This is a genomic window from Clostridium sp. BNL1100 (genome assembly GCF_000244875.1).
In the GTDB taxonomy this organism is placed as follows: Bacteria; Bacillota; Clostridia; order Acetivibrionales; family DSM-1351; genus Ruminiclostridium.
Window position 1 is genome coordinate 1,706,841 of the sequence record NC_016791.1, and the last position, 16,778, is coordinate 1,723,618.

Here is a 16,778-nt window from a genome sequence, read left to right on the forward strand (position 1 = left end):
AATGGAAAAAAATATGATAACCATAGCTCACGGTAGTGGTGGGACAGCTACTTCAAAGCTGATAGAGCAGATATTTAAGAAGCACTTTAGTAATGACATACTGTCACAGGGAGATGACAGTGCAAGATTAGATATAGGTGATGCCAGGAATCTGGTATTTACTACTGACAGTTTTGTTGTTACTCCAATCTTTTTTAATGGTGGCAACATAGGCAAACTGGCAGTATGCGGTACGGTAAACGATCTGGCAACAAGCGGAGCCAAACCTCTTTATTTAAGCTGCGGATTCATTATAGAAGAAGGTTTTGGTATGGACGAACTGGAAAGAATAGTTGAAGCTATGAGTGCAACTGCCATTGAATGTGGCGTCAAAATAGTTACAGGCGACACAAAGGTAGTTCAAAAGGGGGCGGCTGACAAAATATTCATAAATACTTCGGGTATAGGGATAATCCCCGATGGATTGAACATTTCCGGCAGAAATGCAAAAGTTGGAGACAAAATAATAATATCCGGTACTATAGGCGACCATGGAAGCAGTATTTTTCTCGAAAGGGAAAGCATAGGCTTTAATGCTGATATTAAGAGTGATTGTGCTCCTTTGTCCGGCATGGTTCAGGATATATTATCTGTTGTCCCGGACGTTCATGTTTTGAGAGACCCTACCAGAGGAGGAGTTGCCACAACCCTGAATGAGATAGCTGTTCAGAGTAATGTTTCCATTTTGATAAGGGAAGACAGCTTGCCTGTTAAGCGTGAGGTTCAGGGAGTCTGCGAGCTTTTGGGCATGGACCCTTTATATATGGCTAATGAGGGAAAAATGCTTTGTTTTGTTGGTGAAGATAAGGCAGATAAAGTATTAGAAGCACTTCATAAGAACAAATACGGAAAAGATGCAAGAATAATAGGAGAGGTGACTGAGGTGGGACAACCCAAGGTTCTGCTAAAGGCACTCAGCGGCGGAAGCAGAATTATCAGTGTTCTTGCAGGGGATCAGCTCCCACGTATATGCTAATAATTGTTTTGAGGGGGCGAGATAACATGATAATATCAATAAAGGATTTAGGCAAGGTCTATAAAAATGGACAGATAGAGGTTGAGGCGCTAAGGAATGTCAATGTAAATATAAACAAGGAAGAATTTGTTGCAATAATGGGGCCGTCGGGTTCAGGAAAATCAACGCTAATGAATATAATAGGCTGTCTTGACAAATCCACAACAGGGGAATACTGGCTGGATGGAGTCAATATTTCTACACTGAACGAAATTGAACTGGCTAAGGTAAGAAACCGTAAAATAGGTTTTGTTTTTCAATCATTCAATCTACTTCCAAGAATTACTGCATTGCAAAACGTAGAACTTCCAATGATATATGCCGGGGTAGGTGCTAAGGAAAGGCGTAAAAGAGCTATGCTGGCATTGGAGCGGGTTGGTCTTGAGAAAAGGGTGCATCACAAGCCAAACGAAATGTCCGGAGGACAGAAGCAGAGGGTTGCTATAGCCAGATCCCTTGTAAATTCTCCCGCCATAATACTTGCCGATGAACCGACAGGTAACCTTGACAGTACGGCAGGGGAAGAAATAATGACGGTATTTCAGGATTTGAACCGTGAAGGAGTTACCATTGTACTTGTAACTCACGAGCCGGACATTGCAGATCATACTAAAAGAGTATTACGATTTAAAGACGGTATGCTCAGAAGTGATGATACAGTCCAAAACCCACTTGATGCAAGAATTGTATTAAGTCAGTACAAAGAGGAAGCCTAGAAGCTTATCCCTTATAAATAAATATTTTTGCCGCAGTCAAGCGGCCATGGAGGTATGACAATGGAAGAAAATACTCAAGTATCTGTTAACGGAGCTGTTAATCTCCCGCAAAGCAGTCAGATGAACTTCTTAAAAAGGGTAGCAGGAATGTTTTTCTGGCCGGGAAAAGCAATGGATAACCTTGCAGAAAGACCTAGAATAGCGTTTCCTTTTATTTTCCTGCCAATTGTTCAACTGGTAGCTATGTTGGCAATGATTCCAATGTACAAGGAGTTTGTTAGAAATAACACACAAGAATTGCTTACCCAAAAAAACCTTGAAATTACAACGGAGCAATTAAACACATCTGTAAATCTTGCAATGATTACAGGGCCAGCCGCAGGGGCTATAGGTGTTGTTATAACCTGGGTTCTGGGTGCCTTGATTTTATGGGGAATCATTAAAATATTCAAAGGACAGGGCAGTTTTAAACAGGTACTATCAATAACAGGGTATGCCGGTGTAATTACAATACTTTCAACCGTGGTACATGTAATTAAAACAAATATTACAGGTGTTTACGACATTTTGAGCTATACCAGCATGGCTGTACTAATGCCTAAGATGGATGGAAACTTTATTTATGGTATGGCCAAATTTTTGGATGTATTCAGTATATGGCAGTATGTAGTTATTGCTATAGGTGTTGCAGCAGTTAGTAAGATGCCTAAAAAGAAGGCGTATTTGATTGTAGCTGCTATATTTGTTATTCAATTGCTCTATGCAGGGATAACTGAATTTAGGATGGCAGGATTAATGTAGAATTTTCATTGAGGGACATGGAGGTTAAAATGAAAAAGAAGATAATTATTGGGGTGAGTCTGGCAGTTGTTATAGTGGCTCTAATTACTGTCGGTATAGTGAAAAATGCTGGATCAGTCGGTTCAGGGGCTGTTTTTACAGTACAGACAGGTGAAATAAAAAAAGGTGATGTCAGTTCATTTATTTCTGCAAATGGTACAGTTTCTGAAATAGAAAAATCTGAGGTGTACATTGATAATCCGGTGAAAGTAACCAAGCTATATGTAAAGCAGAATGACACCGTTAAAAAGGGACAAAAACTTGCAGATATAGATTTAGATGACCTGAATACCCAACTTGAAACTCAAAAGCTCCAAAAGAAAAGTCAGGAATTGCTATTAAGAAAGGCAATGACAGCTGATACAACAATTAGTACAGTAAATAATCAGAATGAAATAAAAGCAGCAGAAAATGATGTTGCTTCAAAACAGAGGGCATATGAACAGGCACTTAAAAACCGCAACGAGAAAAAGGCTTTATATGATGCTGAGGCTATATCAAAGGTTGAACTTGATAGTGCTGAGAATACATTAAAAGATGCCGAGGATATACTGAGTGTTGCAAAATTAACACTTCAGGCAAAGAAAGATGCCCAAAACGAGACCAGTAAAACAAACAGTAAATCAAAAGCAGCACAGCAAATAGATATAGAGTCACAGCAGGTTACAATACAAACAACAGAAGTTGCAATTAAGGACCTTGAAAACAAGATTAAGAAATATAAGGCTTCAATGTTCAGTACAATGGATGGAATTGTATCTCAGGTAAATGTTGCAGAGGGCTCATACACAATGGCAGGCCAGCCTGTATTTGTGGTTATTAATCCTGATAAGTTGGAAGTTAAGCTTAATATAAATGAGTTTAATGCGAAACTTTTGAAGCCTGGGCAAGCTGTGGAACTAAGTGGAGATTCTATTCCTGAAACAGAAGAAGTCACTGGTAAGGTTAAAAGTGTAGCTCCTATGGCAAAAGCAAATACCACCAACACCGGTTCTTCTGAAACAGTTATTCCTGTAGTCATCAGCATTGATAATATTACGCCTTCTATGAAGCCTGGCATTACTGTAAGCTGTGATATTAAGACTGTGGATATTTCAAATGTCCTTACTGTAGATCTTGATATGATGGGTCAGGACAAGGATGATAGCAAGTATGTATTTGTAATAAGCCCTGACAAAAAGACCATGCAGAAAAAGAAAATTGAGCTTGGCACAACTTCTGATATGAAAGCAGAATTGGTAGGCGGCGGATTAAAGGAAGGCGACCTTGTTGTTATGAATCCAAACCCTGCATATAAGGACGGAGCCCGTGTTAAAATTAAAGATTAGTAAACGGGATTGGAGGGTAAACAGAAAATGAATATAATTGAGAGCTTTAAACAGGCTTTATCGAGTCTTAGAGCAAACAAGCTCCGTTCCGTCCTGACGATGATCGGTATAATTATGGGTGTGTTTTCGGTTATAACTATTGTAGCAATCGGAAATGCGACGCAAAGCTATGTGGACAGCGAATTTGCAAAAATCGGAGCAAACATACTAATCGTATCCTATAAGACAGACAGTCTGAGTACAAATGATATGCTGTCTAGTGAGGATTTAAAGGCTATAAGTAAAGGCGTTAAAGATATAAAAAATATCGGAACCAACATTAGCAGATCAGGAACCATCCGGCTTGATAGCAAAACAAGAAATGCAAGTATAAATGGTATATCATCTCAGTATAAGGACATTGTACCTGTGGATATGGCACAGGGAAGAATGATAAATGAGATTGATAACTCTACAAGATCAAATGTTGTTGTAATCGATGAAGAATTTGCAAAAGCCAATTTTGGAAAGCAAAATCCCCTCGGTCAAAAACTAAAGGTAACACTTGGCTCAGGAAGTACTTTGAGACTGAGGGTAGTAGGAGTTACTAAAACTGAAGAAACTCCATTCGGAGGTATGATTGATAATGAAAGCAGACCGGTAAGCCTTACAATACCTATGACTACGCTTCAATCATATTATCCTGATTCAGACCAGTTTAACTACATTTACATTTCGGTAGATGAAAAGGATAAGACTTCTCTGAAAAATATAGCTGATGAAATAATAAAAACCCTTGAAAATAAGCATGGAAATAAGGATAAATATACAATACAATTCTATTCTGATTTTCAGGACGGCTTGAATACCGTACTAAATGTTATATCCTCAGTACTTCTTGTTATAGCTGTAATAACATTGATTGTAGGAGGTATAGGAATAGTAAACATACTTCTGGTTTCTGTTACTGAGCGTATAAGGGAGATTGGTGTAAGAAAGGCTCTGGGTGCCAGAAAACGAGATATAGTAATACAGTTTATAACCGAGTCAATTATACTTACGGGAATAAGTGGTGTAATTGGTATTATTTTAGGCATTTTGGGTGGATTTATAATTTCATCACTTGTAAAAATTCCACCGGTACTGAATATACAAGTAATTGTACTTGCCTTTATGGGATCTATTGCTTTAGGACTGTTGTTTGGAGTTTATCCTGCAAAACGGGCAGCAGATCTTGATCCGATAGAATCACTGAGATACGAATAATAAGGACTTTCTTTTAAGCGGCCAGCCTTTTTAAAGAGCTGGCCGCTTAAAATTTTAGAATATCTGATTTATACCCTTTTGCACATGGAGACCAGTGTTCCTGATACCATTCCGATTAGAAAAGCTCCTCCGACAATTCCTAAAGCCATCGTAGTAGAAAGTGAAAATTCTGTATCCTCAGATGTATCAGGTAACTGCTGGCATTTTTTAGTTGTTCTTGCGTATTTTCTGTTTCGTCCGTTCAATTATAACCCTCCCTTTTACATAGAAACTTTATTTAATCAATTCTATTATTTGCATTTATAACATATTTAATTACTTAATAACCTTGTCTAACTTGAATATATACGAAAATTTTTATTATACTATATAATGATAAGTAAAAATTCTATAATTTGTAATTAAAGGAGGTATTTATGATCGGTACCCATGTAGAGGAAAAGCTATGCAAATTGTTTGAAAAGAACGGAATAGAGGTTTACAATATTAATTCAAATAGATTTAAAACAAATACAATCAACATTTTCTTTCAGGATAATTTGAACAAGGATACAGTTGCTTTAAACGCACTTTTTCCTTCGGTATTGAGAAGAGGCTGCAAGGGGCTTCCTACTATAAAAGAAATTAATTTATATCTTGAAAAGCTTTACGGTGCAGTGTTTGACTGCGGTATTGTAAAAAAAGGCGAAAGACAGATAATACATTTTTATTTTGAATATATTTCAGATAAGTATACTAATGATAGCCAAAGAAACTTTGAAAAGGCATTTGAATTTCTTATTAATATCATTTTCCGACCTGAACTTAAGGATGGTTCGTTTAATGAACAGTATGTAGAACAGGAAAAGCACAATCTGAAAACGATTGTTGAAGGCAGAACAAATGACAAGGTTCAATACAGCATGGAAAGATGCTTTGAGCTAATGTGCAAGGACGAACCCTTTGGTCTGTATGAATACGGTACTGTAGAGCAAATAGATGAGATAACCAATGACAAGCTTTATGACCATTATAAGAAGAAAATAGCATCACTTCCAGCACAAATTTTTATAACCGGAGAAATCGATGATAAAGATGCTGTTTTTGTAAAGGAAAAGCTGTCCCATGTGGAAAGAAGTACACCTCAAAAACTGAATTCCAGTATTATACTTAAATGTGTTAAAGACGTAAGGGAATATGAAGACAAAATGGACGTTAATCAGGCAAAACTGTGTATGGGTTTCAGGACACATGTTCAGCCTGACGATAATGATTATTATGCACTGATGGTCTTTAACGGTTTACTGGGAGGGGGTATGCATTCAAAACTCTTTCAGAACGTCAGAGAGAAAGCAGGGCTTGCGTACTATGTCTATGCCGGGTTGGAAAAGTTTAAGGGTTTGATGGTTATTGCAAGCGGTATTGACATAAATAACAAAAATACCGCTCAGGAAATAATTATGAAACAGTTGGATGAAATACGTTCCGGGAACATAACGGAGTATGAATATGAAGCAACCTTGAAGTCTATAAAAACCGGAATAATGTCACTAAAAGACAGTCAGCTTTACGTGGTTGATTTTTATCTGAGTCAGTTAATTAACGGTACACATGATACTATGGAAAACTTGGTAGAAAAAATAAACAGGGTGACGGTAGACGATATTATCAAGGTGGCAGATAAGGTGCAGTTGGATACGATATATTTCTTGACTTCAAAATCACATGAAAGCAACTAATAAAAAAAGTTATGCAAAGCGGAGGATCTTATGAATTTTGATACCATTGAATATAAAAAGTATAACGAGTTATTTTACAAGTATGAACATCCAAGTGGGTTGAATTGTATTGTAGTTCCTAAAAAAGGCTACTACAAAAAGTATGCCACATTTTCTACTCAGTACGGTTCTGTAGACAATGAATTTATTATACCCGGAGAAAACGAACCGACAAAAGTTCCTGATGGAATTGCCCATTTTCTGGAACATAAGCTGTTTGACCAAAAAGACGGAAGTGTCATGGATAAGTTTGCCGCTTTAGGCTCAAAACCAAATGCATTTACAAGCTTTAACCAAACCGTTTACCTTTTTTCATGTACAGACTTGTTCAGCGAAAATTTCAAGCTATTATTAAATTTTGTTCAAAACCCGTATATTACCGATGAAAGTGTTGAACGTGAAAAGAAGATAATAGGTCAGGAAATCAATATGTACCGTGACGATCCGGGATGGCGGGTAAACTTCAATCTACTTAAGGCAATTTACAAGCACCATCCTGTAAGGTATGATATAGCGGGCACTATTGACAGTATAAGTGAAATTACAAAAGAAACCTTGTATCAGTGTTACAAGACCTTCTACCATCCATCCAACATGATGATAACAGTGGTTGGTGACGTGGATCACATTAAGGTTTTTGAACAGGTTGAAAATTGCATACAGACAACGGAGAAGGCTCCTGAAATTAAAAGAATCTTCCCAAAAGAAAGTACTGATATTAACAAAAGTTACATCGAACAAAATATGCCGGTTCCAACGCCTATATTTTACATGGGATTTAAAGATAGTAATTATGATTTAGAAGGTGCTGAAATCCTGAGGTATGAGATTGCCATTAAACTTCTTCTGTCAATGCTTATGGGTAAAAGTTCAAGACTCTACGAAGAGCTGTATGACAAGGGACTTATTAATTCCAGCTTTGAAATGGATTTTTCATTGGAGAAAAGTTATGCATATTCAATGTTTATGGGGGAATCTGTAAACCCGGAAGAGGTTCAGGATAGGATTACAAAGGAAATTAAAGTAATGAAAAAACAAGGGCTTGACCAGGAGACTTTTAACAGACTTCTTAACGCTTCAAAAGGAAGATTCTTAAGGCAGCTCAACTCACTTGAAAATATATCAAGGTCATTTATAAATTTATATTTCAAGGGTGTTACAATGTTTGATTATTTAGAGGTTTATGATAAAATGAAATTTGATTATATTACAGATGTGTTTGACAGTCATTTTGACATTAGACGCATGGCATTATCTGTCGTTAAGCAGAAATAAAAAGTGTTATTGTGGAGGTTATAAATGGATAGTACATTAGTCAGCTTTCCTGAACTTGGTTGGAGTTTTGATGTACCAAGGGTTGCTTTCAACATATTCGGTAAACCTATATACTGGTATGGAATTATCATAGCGGCAGCCTTTTTGATATGTGTATTATGGGCGATGAAAGATTCAACAAAATATGGTCTTGTTCCGGATACAATAATAGACCTGATGCTTTTTGCAGCCCCGGCAGCAATAATATGTGCAAGGTTATACTTTGTTATTTTCAGTTGGTCTGAGTACATCGACAATCCCATTGATATTTTGAATCTGAGAAAAGGCGGTTTGGCTGTCTATGGAGGAATAATAGGAGCAATAATTACAGCCTATTTTGTTGCAAGATATAAAAAAATTCCTACAATGAAGCTTTTTGATTTTGCAATACCCTATGTGGCTCTGGGACAAGCGATTGGACGTTGGGGGAATTTTTTCAATCAGGAGGCTTTTGGTACAAATACAAGTCTTCCATGGGGAATGACCAGCCCTACAATAACGTCATATTTGACAAATAAAGCAGATTCAATTCAAGAAACGGTGGGTATAACTGTAAATCCCGATTTACCCGTTCATCCAACATTTTTATACGAATCTATATGGAATCTTGTAATATTTGCATTTCTTATGTGGATGCGCAAAAGAAAGAAATTCAGCGGTGAAATATTCTGCCTGTATTTTATAACCTACAGTATCGGGAGAGCATTTATCGAAGGCCTTAGAACAGATAGTCTGATGCTTGGAAATTTAAGGGTATCTCAATTCTTGTCAATAATACTGATAATTGTTTTCGGTATACTGGTAGTAGTTCTGAGAAACAGAGCAAAAAATGCAATCAATGAAGAGGCGGAAGCAGGACCAAGTGCATATGCAAATGTTCTTAAATACATGGAAGAAGAACAAGCAATTGAAAATAATGAGCATAGCACTGAGAAATTGCAGGAAGCAGAGAATATACAGGATGTTCAGGAAGAATCCGGAGAAAGTGAAATTAAGCCTGACAGCAGTGAAAATTCACAAGAAGAAGATAATAATAGAATGACAGACAGCCAGTAATTTAGGAAAAGGTGAAAAATGTATTTTGTTGAAAAGTCGCAAACATCAAATCCTTATAAGAGATTTGACTACATGTTGTTTATATCGGTTATGGTCTTATCAGCAGTAGGGCTTATTGTCCTCAGCAGTGCAGTAAGAACCAGACCGGGTATTCTGAAGTCTCAGATACTTGCTATGATAATGGGAATTGCACTATGCCTTATTTTGAGCATAATAGATTATAAGGATTTAAAAGTTCTCAGTTTGTTTATATTTTTTGGGGCAATGTCTTTGATGGTACTTGTTTTGTTTATCGGTTCCGGTGAGGATCTGGGAAATAAAAACTGGATGAAAATAGCCGGATTCAGCATACAGCCTTCAGAATATGCAAAGATAGCCTATATTATATTGGCTTCGGTCTTTTTAGAAAGAATTAAAGACAGCACTGAAAAAAATAAATCCGATATTATAAAATTTATAGTCTACTCCGGAGTTGCCATAGGTTTTGTGCTATTGCAAAAGGACTTGGGAACAGCCCTTGTATTTGGGTTTATATTCGTTATATTTATATACATTGTTGGCATTCCTTACAGATATATATTCATCTTGGGGGGAACATTGCTGCTTTCATTGCCTTTCATATGGGTTTATGTTCTGAACGGTAATAGAAGGGAAAGAATTCTTACTTTTATATCACCTGACAGAGACCCCCAGGGGGCAGGTTATAATGTAATTCAATCCAAGATTGCGGTAGGCTCCGGACAGTTGTTCGGACAAGGCTACGGAAGCGGTTTGCAAACCCAAAGCAGGAATGTGCCGGTAAATGAGTCTGACTTTATTTTCTCGGTAGTTGGAGAAGAATTTGGGTTTATCGGTGGTATTATTATTATACTATTAGGTTTGATAATTCTTTTAAGATGTATTTATATCGCAAAAAACTCAAGTGATTCCTATGGTTCATTTCTAGTAATAGGTGTGACTGGTATGCTTGCCTTTAATTTTATAGAAAATATCGGAATGAGTATAGGCTTACTTCCGGTAACAGGTCTGCCACTTCCTTTTGTCAGTGCGGGAGGAACGGCGGTACTGGCCAATTATATAGCCATAGGGATTGTGTTAAGTGTTTCATCGAGACGAAAAAAAGTAATGTTTAGTACTTAGTGTATTAAGTGCTTAAAAGACAAGCATAGATTAATATATGCTTGGGAAATAATCAGGCTTTCGGTACTTCATTAAAAAAGTCCCAAAGCTAGTACTACTGGCCTATAAAAGGCAGGATTAACATCCTGTCTTTTATTTTTTTTATTTCAATTGACTGAAATATATTGATAATTTTTAATTTTTGCAATAGAATATGTTTATAAGTGGTGAAAAGTGGTGGGAAGTGGAGGAAACTTATCGGATGTGGGGTGTAAAAATTGTTCTATGGTGAATACCAACATACAATTGACCCTAAAGGAAGAGCAATAGTACCTTCAAAGTTCCGTGAGGGGTTGGGTGAAAAGTTCATACTGACCAAGGGACTTGACGGTTGTTTGTTTGCGTACTCATCCGAAGAGTGGACAAGCCTTGAAAACAAGCTAAAATCCTTGCCATTTACCGATAAGGATGTCCGGGCATTTATCAGATTTTTCTTTTCGGGAGCAACGGAATGTGAAGTTGATAAACAGGGAAGGATATTGATACCACAGAATCTGCGTGAATATGCCGCTCTTGAAAAGGACATATATATAATCGGTGTGTCTTCAAGAGTAGAAATATGGAAAAAGGCGGCTTGGGAAGCGTACAACAGCGACGACAACATCAGTGCGGATAAAATTGCGGAAAAGATGGCATTGCTTGGTATATAGCCGAAAAACTTTGAGGTGAATAATGGAATTTAAACATAAATCCGTATTACTTGATGAGTGCATAGAAAATCTGAATATAAATCAGGAAGGTATTTATGTTGACGGTACTATTGGCGGAGCGGGACATTCATCAGAGATATATAAAAGACTAGGTGAAAAGGGCTGCTTGATAGGTCTTGACCAAGACAGTTTTGCTGTAGAAACATCGGTTAAGAGGCTTGGTGAAATTGAGTCACAGGCAGACTTCAACGTCGTAAATACAAATTTTAAAAATATACGTAATGCCTGTTCTGAGTTGGGAATTTCTGAAGTAGACGGTATTCTTCTGGACTTGGGAGTTTCGTCCCATCAATTGGATGAAGCATCCAGAGGATTTAGTTACCAGCATGATGCACCACTTGACATGAGAATGGATAGAAAATCGGAGTTGTCAGCTTATGATGTGGTAAACAAGTATTCCGAGCAGGATATATACCGTATTATTCGTGACTACGGAGAAGAAAAATGGGCTTCACGGATAGCAAAATTCATTGTCGAAGCCAGACAGAGTAAACCGATAGAGACCACTTATGAATTGGTAGATACAATAAAAAGGGCGGTTCCAAGTTCTGCCAGAAGAGACGGCCCTCATCCGGCAAAAAGAACTTTTCAGGCAATCAGAATTGAAGTTAACAATGAACTTGGAATATTGAATAAAACTATTGAGGATTGTGTAGATTTGCTTAAAAGTGGAGGAAGGCTATGTATAATAACTTTCCATTCATTGGAAGACAGGATAGTTAAGCTGCAGTTTAACAAAATGGTAAATCCATGTACATGTCCGACCTCATTTCCTGTATGTGTTTGCGGAAAAAAGCCCAGGGCAGTGCTTGTAAATAAAAAACCTATTGTTTCGGATATCCGTGAACTGGAGGAAAATCCAAGGGCAAGAAGTGCTAAATTAAGAGTTTTGCAAAAAATTTAATATACAACCTAAAATTATGATAACAAATGAAAAACCATAATATATCAACATATGAAGAAATAATTCAAATACTAGTGACAAAGTTTGGGGAAACAAAAGCTAAAACTTCTAAAAATGAAAACGGGGATCAGCTTTAATGGCTGATTCCCCAATTATCTTTATTATTGACAGGGGTGTTTAAAGTGGCAGAGACCAAAAATGATTATGTACACGGTTCCTTAGCGGAAAAAATAAAATATGATCCATATGAAGACAATGCCATACTCAAGTCAAAAAAGACAGCAAGAGACAACAAAAGAGTAAAAGTAAGAATTATCTTAAACATTTTTCTTGTTTTTGCAATGTTCATTGTTGTTATGTTCAGGTATGCACAAATCAGTCAGTTGAACTATGAAAGCAATATACTGAAAAGCGAGTATACCAAGATACAGAATGAAAATCAATTGTTGCTTATTGATATACAAAATGCCATGGATTTAAAGAATATAAGGCAAATTGCAGAAACAAAGCTGGACATGCACAAGCCTGACAAGTCACAGATTGTATATGTAAGTATACCCAAGAAGGATGTAACAATTACAGCTAACAAGGAGAAATCAAAACTAACTGTATTGTTCAATGGTATACATAAAAGCCTTAACAAGTTTTTAAACATGATTTATTAGGCCTAATCACCTTGGTTGATTCAAAATAACAGACCATGATAATATATTATATATCCGACAATAAATAAATTTGGATACTCATGGGGGGCTAAAAATGAATATAATTAATTATGAATAAGCAGCTATAGATTTTTTAATATAACATTATATTAAGTCTATAGTTTTTATTTTTGGACAATTTATTTTAAATTTAATAATATATTTTATTAATATACAATATTAATTAGTAAACGGGACATTTTACTTAAATAGACAACAAGGGGGAGAATACTTTGGCTGGAGTAAATTTGAAGATTAAGAAACGACTTTTGTTTATACTTGGTACTTTTACCATACTAACACTTATGCTGGTGTTAAGGATTGCTTGGATTCAGATATATAGCGGAAAAGAATATCAGGAATTTGCATATAATCAACAGACAAAGAACCGTACTATAAGTGCAAAAAGAGGCACTATATACGACCGTAATATGAAACCTCTGGCGGTAAGCGGTTCGGTAGACACTGTCAGTGCAAGTCCTCAGGAGATAGGAAAACAAAAACTCGATTTAGACAAGATTTCCGGTGAACTTGCAGCGATGCTTGACATGGACAAGGAAACAGTTAAAAAGAAGCTAACTAAGAACAATCAATATGAACTTATAAAGCAAAAGATAGACAAGGAAATCGGAAATAAGGTGCGTGAATGGAAGAAAGAAAACAAAATTTCCGGCATTTACATTGATGAGGATACTAAAAGATTTTATCCCAACAGAAATCTGGCCGCTCACGTTGTCGGCTTCACCAATATAGACAATGACGGACTTGACGGTGTTGAAAGGATGATGGAGAAATATTTAAAAGGCGTACCCGGTAAAATTCTCAGTGAAACAGATGCAAGCGGAATGGCATTGAGTATGAGCGATGAAAAATTCATACAGCCTCAGGACGGAAATGATGTTATTCTTACTATAGACGAAACAATTCAGTATTTTGCCGAAAAGGCTCTGGAAAAGGCAATTTCAGATAATAATGTGTTAAACGGAGCGACTGCAATAGTAATGGATCCAAGAAACGGCGAAATACTTGCATTAGCTTCTAAGCCGGATTTTGACCTGAATAATCCCAGAGGAGTTCCAAAGGGAAAGGACCCTGAAACCTGGACCGGAAAAAGCAAGGAAGATGTAGAATATCTCCAGCAGACAGTTTGGAGAAATAAGGCAGTTGTTGATACATACGAACCGGGTTCCACATTCAAGCCGGTTACAGCAGCAGCAGGTCTGGAAGAGGGTGCTATTACTCCTGATACACAGGTTACCGATGCTACTGTTAAAGTGGGAGGGTGGAACATTAATTGTTGGAAACCAAATGCCCACTTACATGAAACTTTCAGAGAAGGGGTTTATAACTCCTGTAATCCTGTTTTTGTACGTCTTTCCCAAAAATTGGGAGTACCATTGTTTTTTAAATATGTAAAAGCATTTGGTTTTTATGATAAGACAGGAATTGATTTGCCTGGTGAAGCACGTAGTATAATGTTTACAAACCCTACAGAGATAAACATGGCAACAGCTTCCTTCGGACAGCGTTTCCAGATTTCACCCATACAGTTGATACAGGCATATGGTGCAATTGCAAACGGAGGGGACCTGATAACACCTCATGTTGTTAAAGAGGTAGTAGACGAAACAGGCAGTGTAATAAAGAAATTCGAGCCTAACGTTGTAAGAAAAGTAATATCCAGACAAACCTCAGATACATTGAAATCCATACTCCAAGGCGTTGTAGATGTAGGTACAGGTAAAAATGCAAAAATACCGGGCTACAAAATCGGTGGTAAGACAGGTACGTCGGAAACAATAGTGGACCCAAAACTTCAAAAACTAAATATTGTAGGAAAAAATAAGAGATACATAGTTTCATTTTCGGCCATTGCTCCTACCGACAATCCAAGCTTGTGTGTGCTGGTTGTACTGGATTATCCTGATATGTACAATCCCGGAGGCGGTATGTTAGTTGCTCCTGTTGTAGGAAAGCTTATAGATGATATTCTCAGCTACAAGGGTGTTGAAAAGGAATACACAGCGGAAGACAAAAAGCAGCTGCTTCAGGAGGTTCAGGTTCCAAATGTAAAGGGAAAGACAGTAGAAGAGGCAGTTAAACTGTTGAAACAAAGTAAACTAGAGTATAAAATAGAAGGAAGCGACACTGACAAAAAGGCAATTGTACAGGATCAGACACCTAAATCTGGCGCATTGCTTCACGAAAAATCCATTGTTATACTCTATACATATAAGCCACAAGCGGAGGCAATGGTTAAGGTTCCGGATGTCAAGAACAAGTCAGTCTACGATGCGACACAAGCCTTTAAGAAACTTGGACTTAATATTCGCGTTAACGGTACCGGAACAGCGGTCAGTCAGAACATAGACTCCGGTACAAAAGTCAAAAAAGGTGCTGTTATCGAAGTTATATTCAGGAATGTAGTTTCGGATTAGTTTAGTGGTAAAAAAACAGGGCAATACTTATAGAAAAGTATGGAATTCTAATATTTGGAGGTGTTTTACTTGCAACTAAAAGAGCTTGTAAGGGATTTAAATATCAAAGAAATTAATGGAAGTCTTGATGTGGAAGTTGACAGTATAGCATATGATTCCAGAAAAACAAAACAGGGCAGTCTTTTTGTTTGTATTGAAGGAACTGTGGTTGACGGACACAAGTACATAAATGATGCTATAGAAAACGGAACCAAGGCATTTCTCGTTCAGAAGCATGTAGAGGTACCTGAAGGAATTACAACAGTTGAAACAGATGATACAAGGTTCGGACTTGCGGCAGTATGTGATGCGTTTTTTGACCATCCGTCTTCAAAATTGAACCTTATAGGCATTACAGGAACAAAAGGTAAAACTACAACTACTTATATGGTTAAATCTATCCTGGAGGCTGCAGGGCATAATATGGGCCTTATAGGCACCGTTGCCAATCTCATAGGAAATCAGGTGCTGTATACCTCCAGAACAACTCCGGAATCATATGATTTACAGAGCCTTTTCAATGATATGGTTGAAAAAAAGGTAGACAGTGCGGTAATGGAGGTATCCTCTCAGGGATTGGAACTTCACAGGGTAGCAAAATGTGATTTTGATATCGGAGTATTTACAAACTTTTCAAGAGACCATATCGGGCCAAAGGAACATGCAACACTTGAAGAATATTTCAATGCAAAAGCAAAGCTGTTTAAAATGTGCCGTAAAGCAGTTATTAATATAGACAGTGAACATGGCAGAAAAATGGCAGAACTGGCTGAATGTAATGTGCTAACATACGGCTTGAGCAATAAGGCGGATATATGGGCGTCTGATATAGTAAAGAAAACAGGACACACATACTTTAAACTTAATTCTCCATGGGGCAGTATTGACATTGAAACTGATCTCCAGGGTGAGTTCAACATATACAATGCATTGGCGGCCATCGGTTCTTGTTGCTTGATACCGGGTATTACATTGGAGCATGTAAAAACAGGACTGACAAAGGTTACGGTTCCGGGCAGAATGGAGTCTGTAAAAACGGGTGGTAATTATTCTGTTCTGATAGATTACGCACATACCCCCGACAGCCTTGAACAGGTACTTAAAACAGTAAAAGAGTTTGCACATGGAAGGGTTGTCAGTCTTTTTGGTTGCGGAGGGGACAGAGATAAGGGAAAGAGACCTGCAATGGGTGAAATTTCAGGAAATATAGCTAATTTTACAATTATAACCTCTGATAATCCTAGAACTGAAAACCCCGAACAAATAATTGAAGACATTGAGGCAGGCATTAAAAATACAAATGGAAAATATATTAAAATAACTGATAGAAGGCAGGCAATAAAATTTGCACTTGAAAATGCTCAGGATGGAGATATAATTATTTTGGCAGGTAAGGGACATGAGACCTACCAGCAATTTGCCGAAAAAACAATACACTTTGATGAACGTGAGGTAGTAAATGAGCTGCTGGTAGAACTCGGAAGGAGTGAGTAG

15 protein-coding genes are annotated in these 16,778 nt (G+C 37.3%); 14 read left to right on the plus strand and 1 reads right to left on the minus strand.

From position 1 onward, the window contains the following. The first annotated feature begins 1 nt into the window (after position 1). From hypE to CLO1100_RS07080, 5 genes are read left to right on the plus strand one after another with little or no spacing between them, the layout of a single operon-like run. Positions 2-1,015 (plus strand): hydrogenase expression/formation protein HypE, encoded by a 1,014-nt coding sequence (hypE, locus tag CLO1100_RS07060; RefSeq protein WP_014313074.1) that lies wholly within the window; start codon positions 2-4, stop codon positions 1,013-1,015. A gap of 26 nt (positions 1,016-1,041) precedes the next feature. Continuing rightward, a complete protein-coding gene (locus CLO1100_RS07065; protein WP_014313075.1) occupies positions 1,042-1,770 on the plus strand; it encodes an ABC transporter ATP-binding protein in 729 nt (242 codons plus the stop codon). A 60-nt stretch (positions 1,771-1,830) separates the two neighbouring features. After that, the gene (locus CLO1100_RS07070; protein ID WP_014313076.1) at positions 1,831-2,571 is read left to right on the plus strand and encodes a Yip1 family protein; all 741 of its coding nucleotides are present in this window, start codon (positions 1,831-1,833) and stop codon (positions 2,569-2,571) included. Positions 2,572-2,600: 29 nt separating this feature from the next. Then, a complete protein-coding gene (locus CLO1100_RS07075) occupies positions 2,601-3,938 on the plus strand; it encodes an efflux RND transporter periplasmic adaptor subunit (RefSeq protein ID WP_014313077.1) in 1,338 nt (445 codons plus the stop codon). Positions 3,939-3,965: 27 nt separating this feature from the next. Then, positions 3,966-5,183, plus strand: coding sequence for an ABC transporter permease (locus CLO1100_RS07080; RefSeq protein WP_014313078.1), 1,218 nt, complete (start codon positions 3,966-3,968; stop codon positions 5,181-5,183). Positions 5,184-5,251: 68 nt separating this feature from the next. On the opposite strand, the gene CLO1100_RS20745 is transcribed toward CLO1100_RS07080, so the two are convergent. Next, on the minus strand, positions 5,252-5,428 hold the full coding sequence (locus tag CLO1100_RS20745) for a hypothetical protein (RefSeq protein WP_014313079.1): 177 nt from the start codon (positions 5,426-5,428) through the stop codon (positions 5,252-5,254). A 171-nt stretch (positions 5,429-5,599) separates the two neighbouring features. Between CLO1100_RS20745 and CLO1100_RS07085 the strand changes: the two genes are divergently transcribed. The 9 genes from CLO1100_RS07085 (at position 5,600) to CLO1100_RS07125 (ending at position 16,778) form a co-directional block, all read left to right on the plus strand. Further along, entirely contained in the window at positions 5,600-6,901 is a 1,302-nt protein-coding gene (locus CLO1100_RS07085; protein ID WP_014313080.1) for a pitrilysin family protein, read from the plus strand. Positions 6,902-6,931: 30 nt separating this feature from the next. Then, the gene (locus CLO1100_RS07090) at positions 6,932-8,215 is read left to right on the plus strand and encodes a pitrilysin family protein (protein WP_014313081.1); all 1,284 of its coding nucleotides are present in this window, start codon (positions 6,932-6,934) and stop codon (positions 8,213-8,215) included. A 24-nt stretch (positions 8,216-8,239) separates the two neighbouring features. Further along, entirely contained in the window at positions 8,240-9,310 is a 1,071-nt protein-coding gene (lgt, locus tag CLO1100_RS07095) for a prolipoprotein diacylglyceryl transferase (RefSeq protein ID WP_014313082.1), read from the plus strand. A gap of 18 nt (positions 9,311-9,328) precedes the next feature. Further along, entirely contained in the window at positions 9,329-10,450 is a 1,122-nt protein-coding gene (gene rodA, locus CLO1100_RS07100; RefSeq protein ID WP_014313083.1) for a rod shape-determining protein RodA, read from the plus strand. 257 nt (positions 10,451-10,707) lie between these two features. After that, positions 10,708-11,139 carry a division/cell wall cluster transcriptional repressor MraZ gene (gene mraZ / locus CLO1100_RS07105; protein WP_014313084.1) on the plus strand — a complete coding sequence of 144 codons (432 nt, stop codon included), beginning with the start codon at positions 10,708-10,710 and terminating at the stop codon, positions 11,137-11,139. Between the two features lie 22 nt (positions 11,140-11,161). After that, positions 11,162-12,103, plus strand: coding sequence for a 16S rRNA (cytosine(1402)-N(4))-methyltransferase RsmH (gene rsmH, locus CLO1100_RS07110; RefSeq protein WP_014313085.1), 942 nt, complete (start codon positions 11,162-11,164; stop codon positions 12,101-12,103). Positions 12,104-12,285: 182 nt separating this feature from the next. Then, entirely contained in the window at positions 12,286-12,768 is a 483-nt protein-coding gene (locus tag CLO1100_RS07115; protein ID WP_014313086.1) for a cell division protein FtsL, read from the plus strand. A 272-nt stretch (positions 12,769-13,040) separates the two neighbouring features. Then, a complete protein-coding gene (locus tag CLO1100_RS07120; RefSeq protein WP_014313087.1) occupies positions 13,041-15,245 on the plus strand; it encodes a penicillin-binding transpeptidase domain-containing protein in 2,205 nt (734 codons plus the stop codon). A 69-nt stretch (positions 15,246-15,314) separates the two neighbouring features. Beyond that, the gene (locus CLO1100_RS07125) at positions 15,315-16,778 is read left to right on the plus strand and encodes a UDP-N-acetylmuramoyl-L-alanyl-D-glutamate--2,6-diaminopimelate ligase (protein ID WP_014313088.1); all 1,464 of its coding nucleotides are present in this window, start codon (positions 15,315-15,317) and stop codon (positions 16,776-16,778) included.